The organism is Streptomyces sp. NPDC051172 (genome assembly GCF_040682555.1).
GTDB lineage: Bacteria > Actinomycetota > Actinomycetes > Streptomycetales > Streptomycetaceae > Streptomyces.
Map to the genome: position 1 here is coordinate 1 of NZ_JBFBBE010000480.1, position 1,046 is coordinate 1,046.

Below are 1,046 nucleotides of genomic sequence, written 5' to 3' on the forward strand. Positions count from 1 at the left end.
CCTCGAGCTGCGGGACGCGGCCGAGCTCGCCGTCCGGCACCTGTGCGAGGACGCCGTGCGCGAGGTCGGCACGGGCTTCGACCCCGCCCAGGCGCGCGTGCAGGCCACGGCCGCGGCCGGCGCGCACCGGGACGTCCCGCTCGCCCCGCTGGACGAGGAGGACGCGGAGGGCACGGAGCATCCGGAGCTCAAGCGCCGGATCGCCGCGCTGTACGCCTCGTTCATGGACGACGAGACCGTGGAGGCCCGCGGCCTCGAGCCGATCGCCTCGGACCTCGCGGCGGTGGCCACCGTGTCCACCCCCGCGGAGCTGCTCGCCCTGTCCGGGCGACTGCAGCGCCAGGGCGTCTCCGGCCTCATCAACACCGGCGCCCTCAACGACGCCGGGAACCCGGACCGCATGCTCCTGCACCTGCTCCAGGGCGGCCTGGGCCTGCCGGACGAGTCCTACTACCGGGACGAGGCCTACGCCGAGATCCTCGAGCAGTACACCGAGCACACCGGCCGTCTGCTGGCGCTGGCCGGGATCGGCGCGGACCGGGACGAGGCCGCCGCGCTGGGCGCCCGGGTGGTGGAGCTGGAGAAGCGCATCGCCGCCCTGCACTGGGACGTGGTCCGCACCCGGGACGCCGTGGCCCGCTACAACCTCATGACCCACGACCGGCTGACGGAGCTCTTCCCCCTGGCCGACGCGTGGCTCGAGGGCGTGGACGCCGCGGGCGAGCGCGCCGCGGAGGTCGTGGTGTGGCAGCCGGACTTCCTCTCCGGTGTGCAGGAGCTGCTCGAGGGCCCCGAGGCCGCCGACCTCGAGGACTGGCGATACTGGCTGATCCTGCAGGTGCTGCGCTCCTTCGCCGGGTTCCTGCCGGACGCCTTCGTGCAGGAGAACTTCTCCTTCTACGGCCGCCGCCTGGCCGGCACCGAGGAGGTCCGCCCCCGCTGGAAGCGCGCGGTCGCGTTCGTCAACGGGGCGGCCGGCGAGGACGTGGCGCAGCTCTACGTGGCCCGCCACTTCCCGCAGGGCCACGTGGCCGCGATGGACGAGC

Annotated in this window: 1 protein-coding gene; it reads left to right on the forward strand. The window is 74.6% G+C overall.

What is annotated here, in order from left to right; all coding sequences use genetic code 11:
- A partial coding sequence (locus tag AB0N07_RS52080) for a M13 family metallopeptidase N-terminal domain-containing protein (protein WP_365848140.1) occupies nucleotides 1-1,046 on the forward strand: 1,046 nt, incomplete at both ends.